We start from the raw sequence: 25,248 nt of genomic DNA on the forward strand, positions 1-25,248 counted from the left end.
ATTATGATAACGTTACCGACTGGATTGATTGTTTCGTGCCAGGCTTTAGAAGGTGAACCGCTCCATAGTGAATTCATTATGGGACGGATGGCTATTGCGGCCGTTCAAGGTGGCGCCAAAGGAATTCGAGCCAATTCAGCGAGGGATATTCAAGAAATAAAAAAACACGTGACTGTTCCGATTATTGGTATCGTCAAACGTGACTATGAAGATAGTGACGTGTTCATCACAGCGACCATGAAAGAAATCGAGGAATTGATGGAAGTCGGTGTGGACGTCATCGCGCTCGACGCGACAAAGCGTCCTCGTCCGGGAAACCTGTCACTCCAAGAACTGGTTCACGCTATCCGCTCGATTTATCCGAATCAATTGTTGATGGCTGATTGCGCGACCCTCGAGGACTGCATTGAGGCGGATCGCCTTGGTTTCGACTATATCTCGACAACTTTGCATGGATATACAGACGAAACGAAAGGATCTTTTCTCTACCATGATGATTTCAAGTTTTTAAAAGATGTGTTAGACCACGTGACACAGCCGGTCGTGGCCGAGGGGAATATTTTGACACCTGAGATGGCAAAGCGTTGTATGGATTTAGGAACGCACGCGGTCGTTGTAGGGGGAGCCATCACCCGTCCGCATCAAATCACGGCACGATTCGATGCAGCGCTCACTTCGAGTGTGAAGAGTCCGCTGTAAGAATGAATCAATCAGGACGCTATTCAATACCTCACGACGCGATGGACGTCGTGAGGTATTTTTTATATATCGGTACAGGGAAAGACCAAACTGTTCGATATAATGAGTGTGGATGATTTTTAGCGTGGAGGTGCCATATGCACTCATATGAGTTTCAAATGTATCGGAATTTCGATGAGCTAGCGATTGACTTGATTGAGTTAGCAAAAGAAATAGTACCAGATAAACTAGTCTATCTCACGTCGATTGAGAATGACACCCAACATATACTCAAACTGTCCTCACAAGATTCTCCTATCCTACTTGAAGAAGGCATGTCCTTTGATTTGAAGGATACGGTATGTAATCGAATCGATTTCAATCAACGAGAAGTTTTGATGTATGAAGATATTGAATCACAGATTGAATCGACGCGACTTCAGTCATTATTGCGCGAAGTGAACATCAAGTCGTATTTGGGGATCCCGATTCTGACGAAGAACGGGGATATCTTCGGTACGCTCTGTGTCGCCAATCATAAAAGCGCCCAGTACGATTCAAAAAGTGTCCGCTTGTTGAAGCGCGTGGTTCGTATGTTCAGTTATTATTTAGAACTTGAACGTCGTGCCTCACGAGATGAATTGACGGATCTTTATAACCGACATTACTTGTCTAACTATTTTGAGACGAATCCGAATCAAGGTGGGGCACTGTTTTTAATTGATTTAGATGGGTTCAAATGGGTGAATGACACATTCGGTCATGATGAAGGGGACCTTGTCTTGAAAGAAGTGGCGCTTCGTCTGAGACGTTTGATGGAGCCGATACCTGATTCGAGAGTGTATCGTTTAGGTGGGGATGAATTCCTTATTAAAATCGCACATGCGTTATCCAAAGAGACTGTCATTGGGTATGCTGAACAGATTTTGTATGTATTGAAAGAATGGGACGACCATCTCCCGTTATCAGCGAGCATCGGCATCGCTCAATATGATTCCGACGAACAGGCGGACCTCGGTCGATTATTGAAAGAGGCAGACATTGCACTGTATCAATCTAAATCGAGCGGGAAGAACACGTACAAGTTTTATAAATAACGTCAGAAGGCTAAACCGATGGATTACGATTGGTTTAGCCTTCTGTTTTCGCATTCAGCACCAACGAACCGATTGGCGTGAAAGGATCGAATGAAAAACGGGTAGTGATTAAGAGTTCGGTTTCCATCCCGTAACGGCGACCGTATGATAATCACGGGAGTCCGGTCCACGTTGTACCGATACGTCCTTGAATCCGAGACTCACCGCTGCGGGGATAAATTGATTCCGAATCATATCGGAGATGTCGTTCCATTCGATCTCACCTTTCCCGTCACAATAGGTGATGACAAATGTGCCATTCGGTTTCAAGACGCGTTCGATTTCAGACAGAACGGTCGTGACATCTCTCCAGAAATATAGTGTGTGAATGCTGAACACGTGATCGATGGATGCGTCCGTCATCTCAAGTTGATGCAAATCTCCTTGGATCAAGTTGGCCCGCTTTGTATGAATCGAAGCCTGATTGCGCTGTCTTGCTGAATCGATGATTGTTTTAGATCGGTCGAGACCCATGACATGTACGTCAGGATGTCGTTGAAGGATGGTCGCCATCGCATCACCAGCCCCGCACCCGAGCTCTAAAATCGATGTACCGGATTGAATATGTAACTGTTCAATCGTCCATTTGACTTCAATTCGGTGTTGGCGCACCATCTTTTCCCCGATATATTTTCCGACAGGGCCGCGTGGATTTTCATACTGACTGTCCACCCAGTTTTTGAACACTTGTGGGAGCATACTGTCACCTCACTTTGAAAGTAGCTCGATTGTAGCATATTGATGAGACAAAGGAGTCAACAACATGCGTTCATTTTGGATACTCGGCAACCAACTCTCGCACGAGCTTGCGATGCTGAAGGATATGAAAGAAGATGATGTCATCGTCATGATTGAGGCGACGTCGCGCGCGACGTGGCGTCCGTACCATAAACAAAAGCTCGTCCTCATCTTCTCTGCGATGCGACACTTTGCTGAAGAATTGCGCGATAAAGGATACACCGTGGATTATCATGAGGCGGATTCGTTCCAAGAGGCATGGGACAATCATGTGAAACAGTACAATCCGGACGAAATTCATGTCACCGCCGTCACGGATGAACCGATGGCGAAAAAACTGAAACAATTTGGGAAGAAGCATAAACTGATCGAACATACGGATGTCCCGCTTTTCTACTTATCAAAAGAGGAAGCGACCGAGACGCTAGGGAATGAGCCGTGGCGAATGGATCGTTTTTATCGTCACATGCGGAAGCGATTCGATGTCTTGCTCGAAGATGGGAAGCCACGTGGTGGGAAATGGTCGTTTGATGCGGATAACCGAAAACCGCCGAAAGAAGGACTATCGTTTCCATCGGCCGTTCATTTTCGTCCGGATTCAATCACGAAGGACGTTATCGAAAAAGTCGAGTCGACGTTCTCAGAACATCCGGGGGAGGTGACTCCGTTCCATTGGCCGGTCACACATACCGAGGCGAGACGTGCGCTAAAACGGTTCGTAGAAGAACGACTTGAAACGTTCGGTCCGTATCAAGATGCGATGATGACGGATGAACCGGAGATGTCACACAGCCTGTTGTCGGCTGCCATCAATATCGGTCTACTGACACCGCGAGAAGTCGTTGATGCGGCATGTCAGGCGGATGCACCGCTATCGTCGATTGAAGGATTCGTCCGGCAAATCCTCGGTTGGCGGGAATACATGCGCGCCGTCTATCTCGCGGTCATGCCCGGTTATGAAGACGTGAACACGTTCAAGCATGAACGCGACTTACCGTCCTTCTTCTGGGATGCGAAGACGGATTTGAACTGTCTGCATCAAAGTTTGAAACCGGTCGTCGCCCATGCCCACAATCATCATATCCAGCGACTGATGGTGCTCGGAAACTATGCGACATTGTTCGAGATTTCACCGCAACAGACGAGCGACTGGTTCAACGAGATGTATATCGATGCCTATGACTGGGTCGTCTTACCGAACGTTCTCGGGATGGCCCTTCATGCGGACGGTGGAAAGCTCGCCACAAAACCGTATGTCGCTTCCGGAAAATATATCGACCGGATGAGTGACTACTGTCGGGATTGCCCATATAACCCGAAACATACGACAGAAGATGACGCCTGTCCGTTCAACGCCCTCTATTGGCGGTTCATCGATCGTCACGAAGAACGATTCTCGAAAAACCAGCGGATGAAGATGATGGTCCGCAATTGGCAAGGACGGGATGATGATGTGAAATCCGATATCTTAGCGAAAGCCGAACAGACGTTGACCGATTCCTCATGAATCGGTTTTTTTACGTTCTCTTCATGAAACTTTGCGATTCCTTTATCGTGTCTTTACAATCGTTCGTTACGATAGGAGCTGTGAGACCCCCTCACTCCAAGTGAATAGTTACCGGTAGAACCTTTGAGAGACCAACAGAAGCCCGTACGTCGATGACGTGTCGTTTCTGTTGGTCCTTTTTTCAAGAAAGGATGATTCAAGTGAATGAAGCGATTGCACGAATCGGACAAGAACGGATGATTGCCTCCATCAAAAGTCCAAAACAAATCGAGGCGTTTTTACGGACAGATGTGACGACGACGTTTCTCATGATGGGAACGCTCAGTACACTCGACCGCTATGTGGCGCACTTGAAGCGAGAGAATCGAACGGTCTTCCTCCACGCTGAGCGAATCAATGGCATCAGCCTCGACCGGGACGGGATCGATTACCTCGCCAAACGTGTCGGTGCCGACGGGGTTGTCACGACGAAAGCGTCCGTGCTCCAGCATGCAAAGCGAGCGGGACTGTTGACGGTACAACGACTCTTTCTCGTCGACTCGGACGCGGTCACGAGCGGACTCAAACTCGCTGAGGCTCAACAACCGGATGCGATTGAACTCATGCCGGGGCTGATTCCGAGCGTCGTCGAGAAGATTTCTCGGGAAGTCTCCTTTCCGATTGTGACAGGTGGCATGATTCGTCAACCGATTGACGTGCATCGCGCCCTCGATCATGGGGCATTCGCCGTGTCGACCGGGGATGAACGACTTTGGCACGTGCAAAGTCAGAAGGAGGAATTAGCATGAAATCGATACAACTACAACAATTGGAGAAATCATTCGGGGAGACGGAAGTCATTCGAGGCATCGACGTGACGATTGAAGCAGGGGAGTTCTTCGCACTGGTCGGTCCGTCCGGCTGTGGGAAAAGTACGATGCTTCGGATGATTGCTGGGCTCGAATCCATCACAAGCGGAACGCTTCGCATCGACGGGGTGGCGGCAAACGGGATGAAGCCGAGTGAGCGTCACTTGTCAATGGTGTTTCAAAACTATGCGCTCTACCCACATATGACGGTAGAGAAGAATATCACATTCGGTCTACATACGAAAGGACTGACGAAGCTTGAACAGCGGGAGCGCTGCCTACAGGCGGCGGAGACACTCGGACTCACCGATTACTTAAAACGGAAACCGCGCGAACTCTCCGGTGGTCAGAGACAGCGTGTTGCTTTAGCACGGGCCATCGTGACCGAGGCACCGATTTGCCTGATGGATGAGCCGCTCTCGAACTTAGATGCGAAGCTACGGGCAAAAATGCGTTCAGAGATTCGCCAGTTACAGCGAAAACTCGGACTGACGATGATTTATGTCACTCACGACCAAGTCGAGGCGATGACGATGGCGGACCGCATCATGCTCCTCAATGAGGGGGAAGTGCAACAAGTCGGAAAGCCGCTCGACTTATATAACAAACCGGCGAATACGTTCGTCGCTTCCTTCATCGGGTCACCTCCGATGAATCTCGTCGACGTGACACGACAAGAAAAAGGCTGGATGGCCTCAGACGGGCGGTTGTTCCATCCAAACGCACTGACGGAAACGTCGCAGGCGACACTCGGTGTCCGTCCTGAGCAAATCAAGCCGGCGGACGAAGATGTGACATTTTACGCAGAACTGAAAAACATTGAAGTGCTCGGGACCGAGACGATTCTCGCCTTTGACGTCGGAGGGAACGAGTGGTTGGCAAAGTGGCCGGGACAATGGCCGCTCACGGTCGGCGAAAAAGTGGCGTGTTATGTGGATCCGAAACAGATGTCGCTATTTGATACGAACGGGCAGCGCATCGAGCCACGACAACCGAAACTGTTTGAGGCGTTGGAGGTGTTTCAATGACAGTCGCCTTACCGAGAGAGAAAGTTCGGACGCGGCTATCTGACGCAGCGAGCGGATTGTTGTACTTGTCTCCGTCCATCATCTTGTTCGGTGTCTTTCTCGTCTATCCGCTGTTGCGAACAATCTATTTAAGCTTTTTCCGGACCGACACACAAGGAACGCCGCTCGAATTTGTCGGAGTCGGTCATTACAGCACGCTGTTCACGAGCGCCGCGTTTTGGCAAAGCATTCAGGCGACAGTCGGATTCGTCCTCTTGACGGTCCCGCTCACGATTTTGATTGCGCTCGGTCTCGCACTCCTCGCCAATGAGAAACTGAAAGGGATCGGTATTTTTCGGACGGCGTTCTCGGCGACCATGGGGATGAGCGTCGCGGCGTCATCGGTCATTTGGATGTTCATGTACAATCCGTCAATCGGTATCTTCAACCGGTTCCTCGAGGCAGTGGGGGCAAGTGGTGTACAGTGGCTCCTCGATCCACAATATGCGCTCCTTTCCGTGTCACTTGCGACCGTTTGGATGAACATCGGCTTTACGTTCTTGATTTTACTCGGCGGTCTGCAAAACATCGATCGGACGTTATATGAGAGCGCGGACATTGCCGGGACGAGTTATTGGACGCAACTTCGGGCCATCACCATCCCGATGTTGTCGCCGACACTTTTCTTTGTCGGGATCATCTCGCTCATCAACGCTTTCCAGACGTTTGGACAGATTGATTTATTGACGAAAGGTGGACCGACGAATGCGACGAATGTCATTGTCTATGCCATCTACAAAGATGCGTTCATCAACTACAACGTCGGCAGTGCCAGCGCCCAGGCCGTGCTCTTATTCATCGCCGTCCTTCTGTTGACGTGGCTCCAGTTCAAACTGGTCGAAAGGAAGGTGCATTACCAATGAGATTACGGAATATAGGCGTCTATGTCTTACTCATCCTGAGTGCCGTCGTCATGCTGTTTCCAATCGCCTATGCGTTTTCGATCAGTCTGATGGACGGGAAGGAAGTGCTCCAGGGACATCTCCTTCCACGTGAACCTTCATTGGAAAACTATGTAGCCGCGTTCGAGCGTATCCCGATGATGACGTATCTGCTCAACAGTTTGGTCGTCGCGCTTCTCGTGATGGTCGGACAGGTCGTCTTGTCGAGTCTCGCGGCATTCGCATTCGTCTTTATCGACTTTAAAGGAAAAGGGCTCATCTTCATGCTCTTCCTGGCGACGATGATGGTGCCATGGGAAGCGACAATGGTACCGAACTTTTTGACGATTCAGTCGCTCGGTTGGCTGAATAGCGTGTGGGGACTGTCTGTGCCGTTCTTCGCACTCGCGTTCGGGACGTTCTTACTTCGGCAACAGTTCAAAACGATTCCGTACGAAATGTATGAGGCGTCCCAAATTGCTGGGATCAGTCGCTTTCGGTTCTTTTGGAACGTCGTCTTGCCGGTCTCGAAGACACCACTCGTTACATTGTCGGTGTATAGCTTTTTGACGACTTGGAATATGTACTTATGGCCGCTTCTCGTCACGAACACGGAACAGGCGCGAACGGTCCAAATCGGCATCAAACAGATGCAGTCGAACGAAGTCGCCTCGGATTGGGGCGTCGTCATGGCGGCAGTCATCTTGATTATCATTCCGACACTTGTATTGTTGTTCGCAGGACAAAAGCACTTGCAAGAAGGTTTGACGCAAGGCGCTATCAAATAATAGGGGGATATGACAAATGAAAAAGTTAGGATTATTCGCAGGGTTGGCAAGTTCGGTGTTATTACTCGGGGCATGTGGCAGTGAAGAAGCGGCACCCGTCGCGGCGACGACAGAAGACGGAAAGACAGAGGTTGTCTTTTGGCATGCGATGAGCGGGGACTTGGAGACGGCGTTAAACACTCAAGTCGATGCGTTTAACGCTTCGCAAGACGACTATGAAGTCAAACCGGTCTTCCAAGGAACATATGAGGAAGCGTTGACAAAATTCAATGCGGTCGCCGGTTCGGAAGACGCGCCCGCCATCATGCAGACGTTCGAAGTCGGGACGAAATACATGATCGACTCGAACAAAATTACACCCGTTCAGGAGTTCATCGACAAAGAGAAGTTTGACACGAGCGTATGGGAAGAGAACATCTTGAGTTATTACCAAGTCGATGGGAAACAATACTCGATGCCGTTCAACTCATCGACACCGGTCCTCATCTACAACAAGGAAGCGTTTGAGAAAGCAGGGCTCGACCCGGAGAAAGCACCGCGCACATATGACGAGTTGAAAGAGGCGGCAAAGAAGTTGACGACGGACGGTCAGACCGGCTTCACGATGCTCAACTATGGTTGGTTCTTTGAACAGCTCGTGGCTGCGCAAGGTGGATTGTATGTCGACAATGACAATGGACGAAGTGGAGACCCGACGAAAGCCGTGTTCGATGGCGAAGAAGGACAGAACGCGTTCAATCTCATCAAAGAAATGTACGATGAGAAGACGTTCTTAAACGTCGGTCAAAACTGGGACGATATGCGTGCGGCATTCCAATCTGGAAAAGTTGCCATGTACCTTGATTCGTCAGCAGGAATCCGTACGGTCGCAGACAATGCGGACTTTGAAATCGGCGCATCGTACTTACCGGTACCGAATGAAGCGGAGCGCCAAGGCGTCGTCATCGGCGGGGCATCGCTCTGGATGGGTGACGGCATTGCCGAAGAGACGAAAGAAGGCGCATGGGAGTTCATGAAGTATGTCGCTTCGACGGAAGCGCAAGCGCAGTGGCATGTCGACACAGGCTACTTCGCCATCAATCCAGAAGCGTACAACGAGCCGATTGTAAAAGAAATGTGGGCGAAATATCCACAACTGAAAGTGACGGTCGACCAACTCAGTGAGACGAAACCATCACCGGCGACACAAGGAGCGCTCATCTCGACGTTCCCGCAATCACGTCAAAGTGTCGTCAATGCGATGGAAAGTTTGTATCAAGGGGTGTCAGTCGAAGAGGCATTGAAACGTGCGGCTGATGAGACGACTTCCACCTTGGAGCAGTGACATGTTGATTTACGCACATCGCGGCTATAGCGCCAATTACCCGGAAAATACATTGTCCGCGTTCGAGGCAGCTCTTCCCTATGTGGATGGGATCGAGCTGGACGTACAGGTATCAAAGGACGGGCGTCTCGTCGTCATTCATGACGAGACCGTCGACCGGACGACGAATGGAACGGGATGGGTGAAAGACATGACGCTTCAGGAGTTGCGTCAGTTGAAGATTGACGGCTATGAACGCATTCCGACATTAGAAGAAGTGCTCGGACTGATTGAACGGAGCAACGTCACCCTGAACATCGAATTGAAGACGGATCAATATGCGTATCCAGGGATTGAACGTCTCGTTTGGCTTGCTGTTGACGAGTTTGAACTCGGTGACCGTGTCGTGTTCTCTTCGTTCAATCGTGAAACACTCGTCCGCATGCGGGATGTGGCACATGTCGCCCGACTTGCGGTGTTAACACTCACGGGTGAGTCGGATACCGTCTCGTTCGCTGAAACGATTCGGGCCGAGGCGATTCACGCACAGCCTGCATTTATTGGGTCAACTGCTTGGGAACAGATGCGTCGTACGACACTAGAGACACGTCTCTATACGATTAACGACGTGAAGGACCTACCCCCGATCGCGGTTTCGGCCATCATGACAGATGAGGTTGAACGGTTTACGAAATGAGTAGAACAAACCCCGCTTCCACTTGGAGCGGGGTTCGTTCATGTCATAATCGGTTGTGGTGTGTCATAGGTCGAGACGACAACTTGATTGCGCCCTTCGTTTTTCGCTTGATAAAGCGCCGAATCAGCGAGATCTACCATCCGTTTGATGGGAAGCGAGGTTCCGTGTGCGACTCCGACGGACGTCGTGATTTGAATCGGTGGAAAATCGTTCAAATGGAATAGTTCAGCAGCAATCCGTTCCCGTATTCGGTTGGCCACTTTGTCTACCTTCTCTGGTGTCAAGTCATACATCAAAATAACAAATTCTTCGCCACCAATTCGTGCGACAGTGTCATGGGCACGCGTCTCGACTTTTAAGATGTTGGCGAACTGTTGTAAGACGAGATCACCGTTTCCGTGACCATATGTATCGTTCACATGTTTAAAATGATCGATATCGAGCGCGAGTACATTGTACGTCCGATTCTCTTGACCGATGGAAGCCGTATATCGATCCCACACACGTCGATTATATAGACCGGTCAAATGGTCTCGTTCAGACGACTGTTTGTACTCGATGGCACGGCGGGTCGTTTGTTCAAGGTCGATGGTGAGGATGCTCGAGAGTAGACCGACGAGCATGCCAATCATCCAAATGGACAAGACGAGGGATACATAGGCTGTGCTCCAACCCATATTGATATAGACGGCAATCGAAATAATAAAAAGCGCCCATACGTTCAAAAAGATACTCTGTAAGAAGAGTCGCTCCCGAAGCAGCCGATGAATCCAGAGCATCCCGATGCTGACGATGAACGTCGCGATAAATGCAATCACGGCCTGCTCGGTCATTCCGAACAAGAATCGTGTACTGGCGATGAAGAGTGTTGCAATGAATAAAGGAAAACGAGCACCATAAAAAGCAAGCAACACGAGCGGTAAGTGACGCAAATCTACACGGACCATATCGTTGGCTTCTACGGCGTTATACATCAAAAACAGACCGAGTGCACCGGCAAGTAGTCCAATCACAGAACTACGAAGACGGTACGAATTAAAAAGCGAAGAATGATAAATCTTTGAGATGATATAGAATCCGGTGAATGCGACACAAGCATTGAGCAACAAAACGGTGAGCGTCATTCCTTCACGACCTTTTCGGTAGACTATACATTAACGGTAGCAGTCTTCAAAATAATGTCAATTATAAAATGCTTCATAATATGCAAAAAAGCAGATCCGGACTGATTTCGGACCTGCTTCAATATACTTACTCAAAGGAATGGTACATAATATTTGAAATGTTTCCAGTGAGGTGATGTTGTAAGGTGTGATTGGTTGGATAGATGCGACTAGAAAAGACATACTCTCCATCATTAACGAAAACTTCGATAGAAGAAGAATCGATGAATAGACGAACTCGTTCACAGTTAGCCTGAATCCTTCGTTCTGTTTCGTTTCGAACAAGTTGGATATAGCTTTTAGCGAAGGAAAGGCTAGCGGTACCTTGAAAACAACTGAACTGAAATTCTCCTTCCACGTCAAACTCAAGCTCAAACGCTTTTCCTGAGAAAAAAGGTGATTTGAGAGGGAAGGAGCATTGACGTAACCATTTCATTTCTTCAATTGGAGTCATCCAGAGCCGATTATTCCTTATGTTTAATTCACGTGGTATGGTCATCTGGTTCGTCCAGCCTTCTCGTTGCTCCGGCCAATCTTGTTCCCACATCGCGTTCCAAGCAATCAAAATTCGTCTACCTTGATCATCGAGAAAGGTTTGAGCAGCGTAAAAGTCATGACCATAATCTAACTCGGAGAACGAACCATGTGTGAACTGTGTTGTAGTTACATCGAACTTACCTATAAAATAACCGCATTGATGTAGGTTGTGATAGCGATCTCCTGTTGGTTCCATTCCTTGTGGAGAGAGTAACAATACATCATGACCATTCAGAGTAAAAAGATCGGGACATTCCCACATCCATCCATGCTCCTCAGTTCCCTCTGCCATGATGCCTTGTTCTCTCCAGTGAAGGGCATCATCTGATTCGTAGAGCACAATTTTTCCATTCAGTTCATCACGTGTACCAAGAATCATATAGAATTTATCGTTGTCAGCCCACACTTTGGGATCCCGAACATGGGCATTTCCATGTTCGGGAATTTCCGATATGAGCGGATTGTGTACACTTTTTTGAAACGATAATCCATCTATTGATGTGGCAAGACATTGAACTTGACGCAACGTTTCACGCTTTTCATCTAACCACGTGTTGCCTGTGTAATACAAATGAAGCATATCGTCTTTGATTAACGCACTACCTGAAAAAATACCGTCTCGATCGTAATCATCTCCTGGACGTAGAGCAATCGGCTTATGTTCCCAACGGATTAAATCTGTTGAGGTGGCATGCCCCCAATGCATATTATCCCAATTTACGCCAAACGGATGATACTGATAAAACAGATGGTAGACACCGTTGAACTGGCAAAGACCATTAGGATCGTTCATCCAACCAAAAGGTGGCGCGAAATGGTAGATAGGACGATACGTCATACGGATAACACTTCACTTGTAAATGTGTCCGTAATAGTCTGTTTTTCTCCATAAATTTCGACAGTGAGTGGCTCAGTTGAAGGTGCACGACGTGTAAGCACAACTTTGTCATGTGATGCATAAATGTCGAGCGTTTCACCTTTCCAATTGATTGAGAAAGTGAGTTCATCCCAAGCTTCTGGCAACATTGGAGAAATTCGTAAGTTTCCACTGGTCATACGTACACCGCCAAAACCGTTTACGACAGCTTGCCAAATTCCACCAAGTGAAGCCGCATGAATACCTGCATCAGACGTCTTCATGTTTGGTCCAAGATCAATTTCAGAGGCCCGACGGAATAAACTGTAAGCAAGTTCTCGGTTACCGAGATCAGATGCAAGGACGCTATGAGTTGAAAGGGAGAGCGAGGAGTCATGTAATGTCTTCGGTTCATAGTATTCCCAGTTTGCTCGTTTGACATCTGCTGAGAATAAATCTTCAAGCAAATACATCAAAATCATCACGTCTGCTTGTTTTGATACTTGAATCTCGTTGACTTGTTCTAGATTATAGTCATAGAACATGGAGCCAACGTTTTCTTGATTTTTGTATTTGCTCAAATCGATGATTTGTTTTTGCAAATACGTATCATCTTGTGGCAATACTCCGTCTTCGCGCACTTGTGGCAAATAAATTAAGTCAAGGACATGTCGGAATCTTGCTTCGGCTGTTTCTAAATCAAGCTTAGCGTTCAATTGCTCGAACAGATTCGGTTTTTCAATACGTAACAGTTCTACATACTCAATTGCCTTTTGAATATTCCAGTGAGCTGTATAATTCGTAAACGCGTTATTATTGACGTGTTCCTTATATTCATCTGGTCCAACGACCTGATTGATTTCATAACGATTTTTAGACTCATTCCATTCGAGTCGGCTCGCCCAGAATTTTGCTGTATCAATCAAAAGTTCATAACCGTAATGGTCCATAAATTCTTGGTCACCGGTGATGTGGTAATATTGCCAAGCAGCGAAAGCAACATCTGAGGTGATGTGTTGTTCGATAAAACCGGACCAAATTTTGGTCGCCTCGCCCGTCACGATGTCTGCGGCACCCCAGACTGGCGTGACTTCACCATCATCGAGCCATGCTGATTCCCATGGGAACATCGCGCCATCGTATCCATTCTCTTTGGCTTTCCGATGTGCCCCAGGTAGTGAAAGATAGCGATACTCGAGCAAACTGCGAGCAATTTTTGGGTTCGTATATGTGTAGTAAGGCAAGATAAAAATTTCTGTGTCCCAGAATGTATGCCCCTTATATCCTTCTCCAGACAAGCCTTTTGCTCCAACGTTCATGCGATTGTCATGTTTCGGTGTCATAACAGCAAGATGGTATTGAGCAAATCGGATGGCTAATTGATCAAACATTTCCTTAGATTTAATATTGATTGGTGTACGAGACCATACGAGTTCATCCCATGCTTGAATATGTTCAATGAACAAGTTCTCGTATCCTTTTGATTCAACGTTTCGTGTCACATTTAACGCGTGGTTTGCGAGTTCCTCTGTGGAAACAGCATTCAACTCTTTATCACGAGAAGTGAAGACGGTCGAGTATTTTTCAATCGTAAATACTTCATTCGCTGGAATCTCAATATCCGAATAGTCAAAGAAAATTTGACGGCGATCCATTTTGATAATGGATGTCGGATTCATTGATTCATGTTGGTAAAAACGATGGACGCTATGGAAGACAAAATCGATGCCAGATTCAGTTGTCGTTTGAATCTGTTGCATAAAACGTCCGTCATAAAGTCGTTTGTTCCCTTCTAAGAAGTGCTGGACACCACTGTTTGTCGTTTGTCCATTAATACCTGAAGTAAGTGAGAGAACACTGTTTTGTTTCGGCGTTATGGTCACTCGTTGAGCAATTACGTGCAGATTATCCATTGAGACGAAGCGTCGGAAAGTAAGGTCGTAAACATTTCCATTCGGACTTTGCCATGTGATGTTACGTACGAGTTCAGCTTCTTTCAAATTAAGCGTACGGCGATAAGAAAGGATATTTCCCTGTGTCAAATCAAAACGGATACCGTCTAATTTGAACTCCATCCATAAAAGGTCTGCTGCATTCGGAAGTTCTGTCACTTCATTCTCAGCGAACTTATTGAATGTCCCGGCCACGAACAAGTTGCGTGTTTCATTCGCATAATGTTCTTCTGTGACAGAACGTAACCCCATGTATCCATTTCCGAGAGAAAATACCGATTCACCTTTCCCGAGCCATTCCGGGCGAAACCCGTCTTCAGATACGAGCCAATGCTGTAGATCTTCTCTGCCAGTCGTATAGTTCATCAATGTATTCGTCACCATATAACCTCCTGTATGATAAAGCGCTTTCTTGATTCGTCACCATTCTATCCGAAACGTTTCGGATATTCAATAGCGATTTTGCTGTATTTTCTTTCAATTGTTTGAAGAACGTGATTAAATGGTGGCAGAAACGTTTTAGAAAAGAGGACTAACATGGAACAAATGATTGCTAGTTTAGGCTTTCAATTTGAGAAAGTGAAAACGTGGAGATCACAATCAATTTGGAAATCAATTTTTTATGTAGCGATTGCTGTCCTATTCGCTAATGCACTCGTATATGGAGTGAAATGGATGGGACAACCTGAGGTGGATGAGGAAAACTTGCCTTCATTTCAGATAACGGAGGATGGTCTTCGGTATGAGCAGTCTTTTGCGTTTGATGTTCCTGTTCTCGATTTATCTGTAATGGTGGGAGAGGAACAGAAAACAGATGTACGCCAAACGCTAGTCCTTATGGAATCTGGTTGGGCATTCAAGCGAAGCGGAGTCGAAACAGATTTGGAAAGTTATCAGACGTTGCTTGATTTTGTGGGACGGTCAGACGTGGCAGAACGTGATTTAGACGTTTTATTAAAAGAATTGAACTGGTTCTATCCCATTTACGTGTACGGGGCTACTATGTTTGATTTGGTTTTGCATTTTCTGTTAATTTCCCCTCTGGCTCTAGCAGGTCTCGGGTTTCGACGCTTTGTACCGATTCGTTATAAAGAGGCATGGACCATTACAGCTTATGGCATCACAGCACCTTTGATTGTGCGTTCAGTTATTGAATTATTGCCAATCAATGTGCCTATGCTCTCTGTTTTATATTGGGCGACTGTCGGTATCTTTGCATTTATGACGATACGAAAAATCGGCGATGACTAATCATCGCCGATTTTTTGTGACCGATTCTCGCAGGATTAACTGATTATTGACGAAAGCTTCATGGGGCACATCCTTACCTTCTACAATATTGACAATCATCGATGCGGCTTTTCGCCCCATTTCATAAGGTTGTTGTCCAACAGTGGTTAACGGTGGGGATACGTACTGAGACAATAAGATATTGTCAAATCCGATGATTGATAGATCTTCTGGAACGTTTAAGCCGAGTTCTCTCGTTGCCTGGAGAACACCAAGTGCCATGACATCGGATGCACAGAAAAACGCTGTCACTTCAGGGTGATTCAACAAAAAAGGAAGTGCTGCATCTTTTGAGGCGATTTCTTCAAAATCTCCGTTTAACACATATTCTTCTTGGAAGTCGATTTCGTGATCGTGTAGCACTTGTCGATAGGCATCATATCGTACAGTCGAAACATAGGCGTGTGGCGCACCGTTCATAAATGCAATATGTCGGTGTCCGAGTCGGATGAGATAACGAACGGCTTGTTTAGCGCTCTCGAGCTGATTTGAGGTCACATAACCTGTATTGATCCCTTCGACAGGAATGTCGACCAGTACGCAAGGTACTGTGCTTTCGATTGCCTCGAGTAAGTAGGGGTCGTCTCGTTTTAATCCTTGAATAACAACCCCGTCTAGTTGACGTTCTGCGCACATTTGACTGTACGTTTTATTTTTTTGCTTTGAGGTCGTAGTCGATAAAAGAACGAACTCGTAATCAAGGTCAGACAATTCATCTGATACACCGCATAAAGTCTCGAACATAAAGTTATCTTTAATACTCTCGCGTTTTAAATCAGTGACGAGAAAGCCGATTGTCTTGGATTGCTTTTTGACCAAACTGCGTGCCAAAATGTTCGGGCTATAACCAAGTTCTTTAGCGACATTTAAAATCTTGTCCCGTGTCTCTTTGTTTACATCATCGTAGCCGTTTAAGGCTCGAGATACAGTTGTGATGGAAAAACCGGATGCTTTAGAAACGTCTTTTAATGTGGCCATCATACAATACTCCTTTATGAAAACGTTGTGAGTAAATTAAGTAAAGTTTATAGGTACATCTAGTTTAGTCTGTATATGAATATCTTGTAAACCTTGAATTAAAAGCATTTTCGAAGGGATTTAAAAAAGTTCTTGATTTCCGAAACGTTTCGGGTATAAAATCTAGTTGTGAGTTGAAAGCGGTTACTTTAATTTGGTCGACATTACACTTAAGGAGGAATTGATTGATGAATAAAAAAGTATCTAAGCCATTATCGATTGTTATGCTATCAGGACTTGTCTTTACTGCAGCTTGTGGTGGTGAAGAGGAGGCGCAAGTTGCTTCAGATCCATCTGAACTTGAAGGTAAAGAAATCACGGTAGGGACATGGAAAGGAACAGATGCTGAAGTAAAAGCATTCGATGAATTGTTAGCAGCTTTCACTGAAGAGACTGGAATCAAAGTTAAAAAGAAAGTCTACAATGATTATCAAACACAGCTCCAAACTGACCTCGTCGGCGGAACGGCACCAGATGTGTTTTATGTAGATGCTTTTTTAGCACCTGAACTTTCTAAACAAGGTGTACTCGAACCACTTGATCAATATATCGAACAAGCAGAAAAAGATTTAGGCGACTTTTATGAACCAGCCATTAATGCTTTTAAATCTGACGATCAATTATTCGGTCTTCCAAAAGATTATTCCACTCTCGGACTTTACTACAACAAAAAGTTGATTGAAGATGCTGGTTTCACAGCAGATGATATCCCGACAGAGATGGGGCAGCTTCCTGAATTTTTGGGAGAATTACAAGAAAAGCTCCCATCTGGTGTGACACCAGCAATTACCACATCTGAACTCGCGCGTCATATGTTCGTCTTACAATCAGGTGGAACGGATATCGTTGATGAAAATGGAATGGCGGTATTGTCACAACAGGATCAAATCAAAGCATTGCAACCACTTGTGGATGCCTATCAAGATAAACTCGTTCAACGACCTGCTGATTTAGGGCAAGGATGGGCAGGCGATTCATTTGGAGCTGAAAAAGCGGCAATCATGATTGAAGGTAACTGGGCAATCTCGCATATCGAACAAAACTTCCCGAACGTTGAAATGGGGACGAAAGAAGTTCCTACAATTGACGGCAACAGTGGTTCGATGATGTTCACAGTCTCTTATTCGCTCAATAGCGATTCGGAAGAAAAAGCGGCAGGTTGGGAATTTATCAATTACGCGACTTCGAAAGACGGGATGAAGATTTGGTCTGAAGGAGCGGGTGTTCTCCCGTCCCTCAAATCAATCGCCGAAGAACTTAATCTTCAAGATGATGAATTGAAAGCACCGTTCGTTGCGGCCGGAGCTTATGCGACACCTTGGCAAAAAGGCGATTCTCTTTCAATTGTTGCTCGTGAATACAACAACTTGTTACCTGCTGCTTTGAAAGGTGATATGACACTCGAAGAAGCGATGAAAAAAGCAGAAGAAACTGCGAATAAAGATATCGAGACGCAATTGAAGTAAAGAAACAATTGGGCTCGCGTAATCGCGCGGGCCTCGTTTTGTTCGGGAAGGAAGGATCGATTATATGGGCACACAGCTCGAAATCAACCGGCGTACGGATACAGCGTCACAGGCACCATCACCTAAAAAAAAGAAAGGTAGTGAACGTGATCGCCGTGAAGCTGTACAAGGCATGACATTTATGCTGCCGACAATCATCATTTTAGTGACGTTCACGTTGCTTCCGATTGCGTATTCACTTTTCTTATCATTTACACGCGTGAATTTGTTCGGCGGCATCGATTTCCAATGGGTTGGCTTTGAAAATTACATCAACGCATGGAATGATGATCGGGTCTGGACGGCTTTAAAAAATACGTTCCGTTATGCTCTTTTTGTTGTACCGATTCAAACGGCAATTGCACTTCTCATGGCGGCTGTCTTAAATTCCGGGATTCGTTTTCAAAATACATTCCGGACCATTTATTTCTTACCGACGCTGACTTCAAGTTCAGCACTCACCATGATTTTCATGTTTTTGTTCAGTTTAAATGGACCAATCAACAATGTTCTCGTCAGTTTGGGATTGTTAGATGCACCAGTCAACTTCATCAACGAGACCGACTTTGCCCTCACGACCATAATGGTCATGAATATTTGGTCTACTGTCCCATTCTTCATGACAATCTATTTAGCAGGGCTACAGGATATCCCGTCTTCGCTTTACGAGGCGGCTTCACTTGATGGGGCAAATGCGTGGCAAAAACTGATGAAAATTACAGTTCCAAACCTTACGCCTGTAACGAACTATGTCCTGTTGATGGGCATCATCGGTTGTTTCCAATTATTTGACCAAGCATATATCATCTCAGGTGGAACCGGTGGGCCGAACAACGCCACACTTACATTCTCGCTCATCATTTATCAGTATGCGTTTAAGACCATTGGAACGATGGGATATGCGTCAGCACTGGCAATTATTTTGACAATCATCATCTTCACGGTTTCGATGATTGCTCGTAAGTTGAATAAAGAAGAATCGAACTATTAAGGAGGAATGGATGTGAAAAAGAAAAAATGGCCGCGTATTGTCATGTATGTCATCCTCGTCTCTTACGCGCTCGTCACACTGTATCCATTCCTATGGGCAGTGCTCGCATCGTTCAAACCGTATAGCGAGATTGTAGCTGGGGGACTTACACTTTGGCCAGAGAATCCAACGCTCGCAAACTTTGAACATATCTTTACGGAAGATCCGCTTTTTCCACGTTGGATTATGAACTCCTTTTTAATTGCAACACTAGGAACCATTGTGAACGTCATTTTTAACACAATGGCTGGTTATTCGCTTGCGCGTCTTCGCTTTCCGGGACGTAACTATTTATTCCTGTTGATCTTGGCTGTCATGATGGTACCGGGACAAATCTTACTCATTCCGAACTACTTAATCATGCGTTCGCTTGGAATTCTCGACACATACTCTGCGTTGATCATTCCCGGAGCCATCAACTTCTCCTACATCTTCTTGATGAGACAGTTCTTTATCAACTTCCCACGTGAAGTAGAAGAAGCTGCACAAGTAGACGGACTAAATCGATTCCAAACGTTTTGGCGTATTGTCTTCCCGATGGCGCGTGCATCGGTTGCAACACAGGCCGTCTTCGTGTTCCTTGGGTTCTGGAACGAGTTCTTAAAACCGCTTCTTTACATCACATCACCCGAAAAGTATACGCTTACGCTCGGGCTTCAGTCATTTCAAAGTCAGAATGCCACGCAGTGGAACTACATCATGGCGGCTTCTGTCGTCAGTATCATTCCAATCATCATTTTGTACATCATGCTGAATAAGTACTTCATGCAAGGTTTACGAATTGGTGGAGATAAATAAGGAGAATGAAAATGAAAGCTTTTATTTTTGATTTAGACGGTGTCATCACCGACAGTGCCGAATATCATTACTTAGCATGGAAAGCGCTCGGAGAAGATTTGGGGATTCCGTTTGATCGAGCATTCAATGAGACACTCAAAGGTGTGAGTCGAACTGAATCATTGGAACGAATCTTACGACTTGGCGGCCGTGAGAATGACTTTTCTGCTGAAGAGAAGGAGCTGCTTGCGACAAAGAAGAATGAACACTATGTATCACTTATTTCAAAAATTACGACTGCAGATATCTTGCCAGGCATTGAAATGTTCTTGAAAGAGCTGAAAGAAGCAGGTTACAAAATCGGAATGGCGTCAGCCTCGAAGAATGCTCAGATGGTGACGAGCCAACTTGGATTGCTTGAAGCGTTCGACCATATTGTTGATGCGGCAACTGTGATACATTCAAAACCACATCCTGAAGTATTTCTTAAAGCTGCTGAAGCGCTACGAGTCGATCCGAAAGAATGTGTCGGTATTGAGGATGCAGTTGCAGGAATCACGGCCATCCATGAGGCAGGTATGTTTGCCGTCGGAATTGGCGACCCACATGTCTTAATCGAGGCAGATATTGTTTTCGAAAACACAGCGCGTCTCACATTAGAGAAACTATTGGTTCGAATTTAAAAACGAAGCCTCGAGTGTTAACGCTCGAGGCATTTTTAATGAGGGGGAGTCGGAATGAAACGGACATGGTGGAAAGAGGCCGTCGTATATCAAGTGTATTGGCGAAGCTTTTTCGATACAGATGGAGATGGATATGGTGACTTAGAAGGTGTACGTCAAAAGTTACCATACATTAAAGAACTTGGGGCGGATGTTGTCTGGCTCAATCCGTTCTATGTGTCGCCTGATAAGGACAACGGATATGACATTGCCGACTATTATGGTGTCATGGATCGAGCAGGAACGATGGCGGATTTTGAACGTTTGTTGACAGAGGCGCACGCACTCGGTCTGAAAGTCATTTTGGATCTTGTCGTTAACCATACTTCGAATCAACACCAGTGGTTCTTGGAATCAAAGAAGGGTAAAGACTCACCAAAGCGAGATTACTACATCTGGCATGACCCAGTGCAAGGAAAAGCGCCAAACAATTGGCGATCATATTTTGAGCCGTCTTGTTGGGAATGGGATAAGCACAGCGGTCAGTATTATTACCATTCATTCGCCGTCGAACAACCCGATCTCAATTGGGAAAATAAAGAATTGCGTCATGAAATCTATAAGATGATGCGTTTTTGGCTCGACAGAGGTATTGATGGATTTCGAATGGATGTCATCAATCTTCTCGCAAAACGAAAAGACTTATCTGATGTCGAAGATCCATATAATTTGAGTTACTTAGCTAATAATCCGGGGATTCATGAGTATCTTCAAGAAATGCATGAGGAGGTACTGCGGCACTACGATTGCATGACGGTCGGTGAGATACCGTTCGTAACACCAAAAGAAGGCGCACTCTATGTAGATGAGGAACGTCAAGAGCTCAATACGTTGTTCCATTTTCAAATCGCTGATGAGATGCCGACTTGGGATATGCTTCGTTTCAAAGAAATTCAGCGTGAATGGTACGAAGGGTTGAAAGGTAGAGGATGGAATTCACAGTTCTTAAACAATCACGATCACACGCGTCAGGTTACTCGTTATGGGAATGATAGGGAACATCGAGTTGCCTCGGCAAAACTGCTAGCTACCTTGACGCACACATTGCCTGGTATGCCTTATATCTATCAAGGAGAAGAAATCGGAATGACTGGTGTCACGTTTGATTCGATTGAAGATTATCAAGATATTGCGATGAAGAATCGGTATGCAGAAGAAGTGGATAAGGGAAGAAATGAGAATGAAGTATTGGTCAGTTTGCAACTATTGAGTAGAGATAACTCACGGACGCCTATGCAATGGAACGACAAAAAAGAAGCTGGATTTACACAAGGAATACCTTGGATGAGCGTGAATAAAAATTACGTCGAGTTGAACGTAGAGAAAGATATGCAACGGGAGGATTCTGTGTTCCGTTACTATCAACGTTTGATTCAATTGAGGAAATCAAATGAAGCACTTGTATATGGTGATTTTAAAGATTTACTTCCATCTGACGAATCGCTTCATGTATATGAGCGTTCTTTGAGAGAAGAACAATTTTTGATCATTCTCAATCATTCAGAGGATTCTCATCCGATACCCGTACCGACAGCATCTTTTGATCTCGTCTTACAAAATCTAAACAATGAGACCAGTCAATTGCAACCGTATGAGGCAAGGATTTATAAGAAGACCATCGAATAGGTGGTCTTCACGCTTTTTTCTTCGTTCCTCGAAACGCAAAAAACATGGCGATGCCAATTGCAATCCCGAGCCACCAGTTATTGAGGGTGAGACCAAAGACGACGGCGAATACGACCGCGACGGGAATCGATAAGTAGCCACGTTGTTTCATCTTCATTTCCTCCTCTCTTCGACACTTCTTTATTCCCAAAACGAATGCGCTTCATTCTTGAATCGAAACAAATTAAAAAAACGTTCGACCGATTAAATCAGTCGAACGAAACCGAATGTTTAGGGGATGGTAGCAATGGACAGCTCTGTCTGGTATGAAGCTCGATTGTAAAGGTGGTGCCTTTTCCGTACACCGAGTCCGCATGAATTCCCCAACCGTGGGCTTCGGCGATTCGTTTACAGATTCGCAGACCGAGACCGGTTCCTTTAATCGATTGGTGGGCAGCGGATTCGACACGGTAATATTCATCAAATACGTAGGGGAGTGCTTCTTCCGGAATCCCAATCCCGGTATCGGATACAGATAAAGTTACCGTGCCAGCACTTTCAAATACGCTCGTATGGACCGTCCCGCCATCAGGAGAGTACTTGATGGCGTTACCAATGAGGTTATGGAGCAATTGCCGTAACTTTTCTTCATCTGCTTGAATCGAGACATCATTCGTTTCAAACGTCACTGTATGAAGCGTGGAGGTCGTCTGATAGCTCGACATGACATCCTCTAAAAGAGGACGGAGGGCGAACGTCGTCACGGTCAGTTGGTCAGCCGTGTAGCGCTCTTTTTGATAATCGAGGAAATTATCGACGAGCCGCTCCAGCCGTTCCGATTCTTGTTTGACTTGTGTTAGCATCTGATACGACTTTTCCGAACCTTGATGACGTGTCATGAGTAACTCCGTATAGCCATGGATGGCAGTCAATGGCGTTCGGAAATCATGAGACAGTTCGGCAAGGAAACTGTCTTTACGCTCTTCAAAGCGGACGGCCTCCGTTTGGTCGCGCCACATGATGAAAACGCCACGTGGTGTGCGCGTGAAGTTGAAAATCAAATGTAGCGTCTTGTCATCAAAGCGCAGACGACGTGAGGTCATCTTTGGATCCGTTTCGGTCGCACATTCGAGCAATTCTTGGATCAGGTGCATGACTTGTGCGGAATCCGCCCCGTGCCGTTCCAACGTGGAATATACATAACGAGTCAATGTTTCCAATGTGTCAAAAGATTGTGTTGTCATAGAAGGGTACCATTGACGAAGAGAATCATTCGAATACAGACGGCATCTTGAGAAATCGATATAACACATCGCATCCTGTACTTCTTCCACGATGGAAGCGATGGAGAACGTATGGCGTTGCTGTTTTTGACGAGCGGAGCGTTTCTGCCTAACCCTATGGAATCGGCGCATGGACCTACCTCCTCGCGATCATTTGTACAGTCGTTCACAACTAGTATACGATACTCGAACAAGAATCCCTATACAGGCAATAGTCCTAGCAGAAACGTATCGAAATCGGGACGGATGCAAAACACCTCTCCGCTGATGGAACGGAGAGGTGTCGGTCATTCGGTCACGTTTACTTGTCCCATCATCCCATTCTCTTCATGCTCGAGGATGTGGCAATGATACATGAACGTTCCTGTTTTAGTGAAGGTGAGTTCGATTTTTACCCGTTCATCGGGAGCGACGGCTACCGTATCTTTCCACCCTTTCTCCTGATCGGATGGTGGTTTTCCGTCTCGACTGATGACTCGGAACTGGACGCCGTGGATGTGGAAAGGATGTGTCATCCCACCCATCATATCCGGCTTATTTTCAATTTCCCATACCTCAGTGTCTCCGCGTTTCGCTTCGATGTCGATACGCTCCGGGTCATATGTCTTTCCGTTGATTGACACCATGTTACCCATTCCAAAAAGGGTGAGGCGGCGGTCTGCTGTCTCGTCTGTCGAGCGCTCCACCGTTTCAATCGTCGGAATCTTAATGGACGCCTTGTCGAGTTCACCGATACGAAACGTGGTGAATGTCACCCCGTCCGCTTTTAAGGCAGCGACATCTTCAACTTGTGAAAAATCAATCAGTACCTCGGCCCGTTCACCTGGTGTCAACGTGAGGGTTTCTAAGGGAATCGGGCGTTCTAACGGCCCTCCGTCTGTCGCAATCTGCGTCATCTCGGCCTCGTTAGATAACGTAAAATCAAAATCACGCGCATTCGAACCGTTGACTAGTCGCACTCGTAACGTCTCGGTTTGAACGTCGAACGTCGTGTTGATGGCTCCATTCGCAAGAATGGTATCCCCCGTCGTTCCATCAACGTTCATATGGGCATCATAATCCAACTCACCGTTAGGCGTGAAGAGTCGATCTTGTACGATGAGCGGGATATCGTCGACTCCATATTCATTCGGGAGACCGTTCTGTGCATCGTCGGTCACATAAAGAAGACCGGCGAGCCCTTTATAAACTTGTTCGGCTGTCGATCCCATCGGATGGGGGTGAAACCACAGTGTACTAGGTTCTTGATCGATGTCGAGTCGAACTTGTGCCTGTTCACCTGGTGCGACGGTCTGATGAGGTCCCCCGTCCATGTCGGCAGGGATGACGAGTCCGTGCCAGTGGAACGTTGTCGGTTCATCCAATCGATTGATGGTATCGATTACGACTGTTTTTCCTTTCGGTAACTCGATCATTGGTCCGAGTAAGTCTCCATTATAGCCGAACGTTTCCGATTTCTTGCCGTCTTTGAAAAATTGTGACGTGCCTTTAGTTGCTTCCACCGTATAGTAGACCGTGTCTCCCGTGACACGATCTGGCTGTAAGGCAGTCGGAATCGGAAGCGGCTGTGTCGGTTCATCCGATGCTTGAAGCTCTTGCATCGCTCCGTGTCCCATCGGTCCGTTATTGCCACCCATTCCATTATCACCCATCATGTGATCATCCATCTGACCCGTTGCCGAATCGTTTCCCATCATATGATTTTGGTCCATATTGTTGTTATGGTTCCATGTCCCGTTGAAAAGGACGATTAGTAAAACGAGGATGCCTCCAATTAAAATCCCCGTCATCAGAAACCATATTCCTTTCGATTTCATGCTATAACACTCCTTCATTGTTCAGTCCTCACTTTGTTGTACCACCTAATT

Annotated in this window: 23 protein-coding genes; 15 read left to right on the plus strand and 8 right to left on the minus strand. The window is 46.3% G+C overall.

The features are described from left to right. Positions 1-3 precede the first annotated feature (3 nt). Both KD909_RS02400 and KD909_RS02405 read left to right on the plus strand, forming a co-directional pair. Positions 4-699, plus strand: a complete 696-nt coding sequence (locus KD909_RS02400) for an N-acetylmannosamine-6-phosphate 2-epimerase (protein ID WP_211782246.1) — start codon at positions 4-6, stop codon at positions 697-699. A 137-nt stretch (positions 700-836) separates the two neighbouring features. Then, entirely contained in the window at positions 837-1,775 is a 939-nt protein-coding gene (locus tag KD909_RS02405) for a sensor domain-containing diguanylate cyclase (RefSeq protein WP_211782247.1), read from the plus strand. Positions 1,776-1,883: 108 nt separating this feature from the next. Here KD909_RS02405 and KD909_RS02410 read toward each other — a convergent pair whose 3' ends face one another. Beyond that, entirely contained in the window at positions 1,884-2,513 is a 630-nt protein-coding gene (locus tag KD909_RS02410) for a class I SAM-dependent methyltransferase (RefSeq protein ID WP_211782248.1), read from the minus strand. Between the two features lie 64 nt (positions 2,514-2,577). On the opposite strand from KD909_RS02410, the gene KD909_RS02415 reads away from it, so the two are divergent. The 7 genes from KD909_RS02415 to KD909_RS02445 all read left to right on the plus strand — a co-directional run bounded on the left by KD909_RS02415 (position 2,578) and on the right by KD909_RS02445 (position 9,643). Then, a complete protein-coding gene (locus KD909_RS02415) occupies positions 2,578-4,059 on the plus strand; it encodes a cryptochrome/photolyase family protein (protein ID WP_211782249.1) in 1,482 nt (493 codons plus the stop codon). A 191-nt stretch (positions 4,060-4,250) separates the two neighbouring features. Then, entirely contained in the window at positions 4,251-4,847 is a 597-nt protein-coding gene (locus KD909_RS02420; protein ID WP_211782250.1) for a glycerol-3-phosphate responsive antiterminator, read from the plus strand. Next, a complete protein-coding gene (locus KD909_RS02425) occupies positions 4,844-5,935 on the plus strand; it encodes an ABC transporter ATP-binding protein (protein ID WP_211782251.1) in 1,092 nt (363 codons plus the stop codon). The genes KD909_RS02420 and KD909_RS02425 overlap by 4 nt, the downstream gene beginning before the upstream one ends. Further along, positions 5,932-6,837, plus strand: coding sequence for a carbohydrate ABC transporter permease (locus tag KD909_RS02430; protein WP_012727325.1), 906 nt, complete (start codon positions 5,932-5,934; stop codon positions 6,835-6,837). Before KD909_RS02425 ends, KD909_RS02430 begins: the two co-directional genes overlap by 4 nt. Beyond that, positions 6,834-7,643, plus strand: a complete 810-nt coding sequence (locus tag KD909_RS02435) for a carbohydrate ABC transporter permease (RefSeq protein WP_211782252.1) — start codon at positions 6,834-6,836, stop codon at positions 7,641-7,643. The genes KD909_RS02430 and KD909_RS02435 overlap by 4 nt, the downstream gene beginning before the upstream one ends. A gap of 16 nt (positions 7,644-7,659) precedes the next feature. Further along, on the plus strand, positions 7,660-8,967 hold the full coding sequence (locus KD909_RS02440) for an ABC transporter substrate-binding protein (RefSeq protein ID WP_211782253.1): 1,308 nt from the start codon (positions 7,660-7,662) through the stop codon (positions 8,965-8,967). A gap of 1 nt (position 8,968) precedes the next feature. Further along, complete coding sequence (locus KD909_RS02445) at positions 8,969-9,643, plus strand: glycerophosphodiester phosphodiesterase (protein ID WP_211782254.1); 675 nt, start codon at positions 8,969-8,971, stop codon at positions 9,641-9,643. Positions 9,644-9,681: 38 nt separating this feature from the next. On the opposite strand, the gene KD909_RS02450 is transcribed toward KD909_RS02445, so the two are convergent. The 3 genes from KD909_RS02450 to KD909_RS02460 form a co-directional block, all read right to left on the minus strand. Beyond that, positions 9,682-10,767 (minus strand): GGDEF domain-containing protein, encoded by a 1,086-nt coding sequence (locus tag KD909_RS02450; protein WP_211782255.1) that lies wholly within the window; start codon positions 10,765-10,767, stop codon positions 9,682-9,684. Between the two features lie 127 nt (positions 10,768-10,894). Then, positions 10,895-12,181: a glycoside hydrolase family 32 protein gene (locus KD909_RS02455; RefSeq protein WP_211782256.1), complete on the minus strand. Its 1,287-nt coding sequence runs from the start codon at positions 12,179-12,181 to the stop codon at positions 10,895-10,897. Beyond that, positions 12,178-14,535 carry a glycoside hydrolase family 65 protein gene (locus KD909_RS02460; protein WP_211782257.1) on the minus strand — a complete coding sequence of 786 codons (2,358 nt, stop codon included), beginning with the start codon at positions 14,533-14,535 and terminating at the stop codon, positions 12,178-12,180. Before KD909_RS02460 ends, KD909_RS02455 begins: the two co-directional genes overlap by 4 nt. A gap of 153 nt (positions 14,536-14,688) precedes the next feature. Between KD909_RS02460 and KD909_RS02465 the strand changes: the two genes are divergently transcribed. After that, positions 14,689-15,402: a DUF1189 domain-containing protein gene (locus KD909_RS02465; protein ID WP_211782258.1), complete on the plus strand. Its 714-nt coding sequence runs from the start codon at positions 14,689-14,691 to the stop codon at positions 15,400-15,402. On the opposite strand, the gene KD909_RS02470 is transcribed toward KD909_RS02465, so the two are convergent. Then, positions 15,403-16,419, minus strand: coding sequence for a LacI family DNA-binding transcriptional regulator (locus tag KD909_RS02470; RefSeq protein ID WP_211782259.1), 1,017 nt, complete (start codon positions 16,417-16,419; stop codon positions 15,403-15,405). Positions 16,420-16,646: 227 nt separating this feature from the next. Between KD909_RS02470 and KD909_RS02475 the strand changes: the two genes are divergently transcribed. The 5 genes from KD909_RS02475 (at position 16,647) to KD909_RS02495 (ending at position 22,118) form a co-directional block, all read left to right on the plus strand. Further along, the gene (locus tag KD909_RS02475) at positions 16,647-17,924 is read left to right on the plus strand and encodes an ABC transporter substrate-binding protein (RefSeq protein WP_211782260.1); all 1,278 of its coding nucleotides are present in this window, start codon (positions 16,647-16,649) and stop codon (positions 17,922-17,924) included. A gap of 64 nt (positions 17,925-17,988) precedes the next feature. Beyond that, complete coding sequence (locus KD909_RS02480; protein WP_211782261.1) at positions 17,989-18,954, plus strand: carbohydrate ABC transporter permease; 966 nt, start codon at positions 17,989-17,991, stop codon at positions 18,952-18,954. 12 nt (positions 18,955-18,966) lie between these two features. Next, positions 18,967-19,791 carry a carbohydrate ABC transporter permease gene (locus tag KD909_RS02485; protein ID WP_214694430.1) on the plus strand — a complete coding sequence of 275 codons (825 nt, stop codon included), beginning with the start codon at positions 18,967-18,969 and terminating at the stop codon, positions 19,789-19,791. A gap of 11 nt (positions 19,792-19,802) precedes the next feature. Then, on the plus strand, positions 19,803-20,453 hold the full coding sequence (pgmB, locus tag KD909_RS02490) for a beta-phosphoglucomutase (RefSeq protein WP_211782262.1): 651 nt from the start codon (positions 19,803-19,805) through the stop codon (positions 20,451-20,453). A 54-nt stretch (positions 20,454-20,507) separates the two neighbouring features. Next, a complete protein-coding gene (locus KD909_RS02495) occupies positions 20,508-22,118 on the plus strand; it encodes an alpha-glucosidase (RefSeq protein WP_211782263.1) in 1,611 nt (536 codons plus the stop codon). Between the two features lie 7 nt (positions 22,119-22,125). On the opposite strand, the gene KD909_RS02500 is transcribed toward KD909_RS02495, so the two are convergent. From KD909_RS02500 to KD909_RS02510, 3 genes are all read right to left on the minus strand, one after another. Continuing rightward, complete coding sequence (locus tag KD909_RS02500; RefSeq protein ID WP_211782264.1) at positions 22,126-22,269, minus strand: hypothetical protein; 144 nt, start codon at positions 22,267-22,269, stop codon at positions 22,126-22,128. A gap of 97 nt (positions 22,270-22,366) precedes the next feature. Beyond that, positions 22,367-23,512, minus strand: coding sequence for a sensor histidine kinase (locus tag KD909_RS02505; protein WP_211782265.1), 1,146 nt, complete (start codon positions 23,510-23,512; stop codon positions 22,367-22,369). A 155-nt stretch (positions 23,513-23,667) separates the two neighbouring features. Continuing rightward, a complete protein-coding gene (locus KD909_RS02510) occupies positions 23,668-25,197 on the minus strand; it encodes a multicopper oxidase family protein (RefSeq protein WP_249199059.1) in 1,530 nt (509 codons plus the stop codon). Positions 25,198-25,248: the final 51 nt, after the last annotated feature.

This window comes from Exiguobacterium sp. PFWT01 (assembly GCF_018255795.1).
Taxonomy (GTDB): domain Bacteria; phylum Bacillota; class Bacilli; order Exiguobacteriales; family Exiguobacteriaceae; genus Exiguobacterium.